At 63.6% G+C, this 3,442-nt stretch carries 2 protein-coding genes; both read right to left on the reverse strand.

Annotated elements, in window-relative coordinates; translation table 11 throughout:
- Positions 1-1,383, reverse strand: a 1,383-nt coding sequence (locus VFL62_RS10155) for a glutamate synthase subunit beta (protein ID WP_325172241.1), incomplete at its 3' end; no start/stop codon positions are given.
- Between the two features lie 133 nt (positions 1,384-1,516).
- The coding region (locus tag VFL62_RS10160) for a glutamate synthase-related protein (RefSeq protein WP_325172242.1) at positions 1,517-3,442 on the reverse strand (1,926 nt) is incomplete at its 5' end.

Here is a 3,442-nt window from a genome sequence, read left to right on the forward strand (position 1 = left end):
GCGGATCGCCCAGACCACGAGCGACTGGCCGCGCCGCATGTCGCCGGCGGAAAACACCTTTGGCAGCGAGGTCTGGTAGTCGGCCGTGTTGGCGCGGACATTGCCGCGCGGGTCGAGCTCGACGCCGAGCGATTTCAGCAGCCCCTCGTGAACCGGGTGCACGAATCCCATCGCCAGCAGCACGAGCTGCGCGTCGAGTTCGAATTCGGTGCCGGCAACCGGCTTGAACTTGTCGTCGACCTGCACGCAATGCAGCTTGCCGACCTTGCCGTCGGCGCCGGTAAATTTCTGCGTCAGCACGGCATATTCGCGCCTGGCGCCTTCGGCCTGGCTCGATGAGGTCCTCATCTTCAGCGGCCAGTTCGGCCAGGTCAGCCCCTTGTTCTCGTGCTCGGGCGGCGCGGGCATGATTTCGAGCTGCGTCACCGACAGCGCGCCCTGCCGGAACGAGGTGCCGATGCAGTCTGATCCGGTGTCGCCGCCGCCGATCACGACGACATGTTTGCCGCCGGCAAGAATCTCGCGCACGCCACCAAGCGATTCGTTGCCGACGCGGCGATTTTGCTGCGGCAGGAAATCCATCGCGAAATGAATGCCGTCGAGTTCGCGGCCGGGAATCGGCAGGTCGCGTGGCGCCTCCGCGCCGCCGGTGAGCGCGACCGCATCGTACTGGCTGACCAGCTCGCGCGGATGCGTGCCGCCATTGCCGATGTGGTGGCCGTAATGGAAGGTAACACCCTCGGCCTCCATCTGCGCGACGCGGCGATCGATGACGCCCTTTTCCATCTTGAAGTCGGGAATCCCATATCGCAGCAGGCCGCCGGCCTTGGCGAATTTCTCGTAGACATGCACGTCATGACCGGCGCGCGCGAGTTGCTGGGCGCAGGCGAGGCCCGCAGGGCCCGAGCCGACGATCGCGACCTTCTTGCCGGTCTTTTCCGACGCCACTTCCGGCTTGATCCAGCCATTATCCCAGGCGCGGTCGACGATCGCGCATTCGATGGTTTTGATCGTGACCGGGTTGTCGTCGATGTTGAGCGTGCAGGAGGCCTCGCACGGTGCCGGGCAGATGCGCCCCGTAAACTCCGGAAAATTGTTGGTCGAGTGCAGGTTGCGCGAGGCTTCCTGCCAGTTGCCTTGATAGACGAGGTCGTTGAAGTCGGGAATCTGGTTGTTGACCGGGCAGCCTGGCGTGCCCGGCGCGACCGAGCCGGTGCCGTGGCAATAGGGAATGCCGCAGTTCATGCAGCGTGCGGCCTGGTCGCGCGTTTCCTTCTCCGTCAGGGGAATGACGAATTCCTTGAAATTCTTCAGCCGCTCGGTCACGGGCGCATACTTGCGATCGTGCCGTTCGAATTCGAGAAAACCGGTTACCTTGCCCATCTAACCCAAAAGCCCCTGAGATTTTTGTCCTGTCATTCCGGATGCGGCGAAAGCCGCAGACCCGGAATCTCGAGATTGTCTTGCGAGATTCCGGGTTCGCGCCTTGCGTGTCCCGGAATGACGCGTGATGCAGTTACGCCCCGATTGCGATCTTCGGCTCGGCGTCGGCGTTTGCCTTCATTTCCTTCAGCGCGCGGCGGTATTCCACCGGCATTACCTTGCGGAACTTCGGCAGCCACGTTTTCCAGTTAGCCAGAATTTCAGCCGCGCGCTTTGAGCCTGTCAGCTTGGCGTGACGGGTGATCAGAACGTGCAACCGCTCGACGTCGGAGTCGAGCAGGTTCTTGAACACGTCGACGCGGCCATGCGCCTCGAGGTCGCCCGAAGCGTGATAGGCGTCCTCGTTGATCATCTCTTCCGAGAGCACCGGTTCGAGTTCGACCATCGCCATGTTGCAGAGCTTGTCGAAGGAACCGTCTTCATCGAGCACATAGGCGATCCCGCCGGACATGCCGGCCGCGAAGTTGCGCCCGGTCCTGCCGAGCACGACCACGATGCCGCCGGTCATGTATTCGCAGCAGTGATCGCCGGCGCCCTCGACCACGGCGACCGCGCCGGAGTTGCGCACGGCAAAGCGCTCGCCGGCGATGCCGCGAAAATAGCATTCGCCTTCGATCGCGCCATACATCACGGTATTTCCGACGATGATGGATTCCTCCGGCACGATGCCGGCGTCGCGCGGCGGCTTGACGATGATCCGCCCGCCGGAAAGGCCCTTGCCGACATAGTCGTTGGCGACGCCTTCGAGGTCGAAAGTGATGCCGGAGGCGAGCCAGGCGCCGAACGCCTGACCGGCGGTGCCCGTCAGGTTCACGGTGATGGTGTCGAGCGGCAGGCCGGCATGGCCGTAGATCTTGGCGACGGCACCCGAGAGCATCGCGCCGGTCGAACGGTCGGTGTTGTTGATTTCGGTCTCGATCTTGACCGGGGCGCCGCGGTCGAGCGCGGCTTGCGCCTTTTCGATCAGCCTGCGGTCGAGCACCGCCTCCAGATGATGGTTCTGTGCTTCCGCGTGATAGATCTTCTGGCCCTTTTCTTCCTTCTGCTTAACGAACAGCTTGGAGAAGTCGAGGCCCTTGGCCTTCCAGTGCGCGACCAGCTTTGTCTGGTCGAGCATCTGGGTCTGGCCCACCATCTCGTTGAAGGTGCGATAACCGAGGCTCGCCATGATCTCGCGGACCTCTTCGGCAACGAAGAAGAAGTAGTTGATCACGTGCTCGGGCTGGCCGGTGAAGCGCTTGCGCAGCACCGGGTCCTGGGTAGCGACGCCAACAGGACAGGTGTTGAGATGGCACTTGCGCATCATGATGCACCCCGCCGCAATCAGCGGCGCGGTCGCAAAGCCGAACTCGTCGGCGCCCAAAAGCGCGCCGATCACAACGTCGCGGCCGGTGCGGAAGCCGCCATCGACCTGCACGGAGATGCGGCTGCGCAAGCGTTCGCGCACCAGCGTCTGGTGGGTTTCGGCAAGGCCGATCTCCCACGGCGAGCCGGCGTGCTTGATCGAGGTGAGCGGAGAAGCGCCCGTGCCGCCCTCGAAGCCGGCGATGGTGACGTGGTCGGCGCGCGCTTTGGCAACGCCCGCGGCAACGGTGCCGACGCCGATTTCGGAGACGAGCTTGACCGATACCTGACCGTCCGGATTGACGTTCTTCAGGTCGTAGATGAGCTGGGCTAAGTCCTCGATCGAATAGATGTCGTGATGCGGCGGCGGCGAGATCAGGCCGACGCCGGGGGTCGAATGCCGCACTTTGGCAATCGTAGCGTCGACCTTGTGGCCGGGCAACTGGCCGCCTTCGCCGGGCTTGGCACCCTGCGCCATCTTGATCTGCATCATGTCGGAATTGACGAGGTATTCCGTCGTGACGCCGAAGCGCCCCGAGGCGACCTGCTTGATCGCCGAGCGCATGGAATCGCCGTTCGGCAGCGGCTTGAAGCGATCGGCTTCCTCGCCGCCTTCGCCGGTGTTGGATTTGCCGCCAATCCGGTTCATGGCGAT

The organism is Bradyrhizobium sp., from assembly GCF_035701725.1.
Lineage (GTDB): Bacteria > Pseudomonadota > Alphaproteobacteria > Rhizobiales > Xanthobacteraceae > Bradyrhizobium.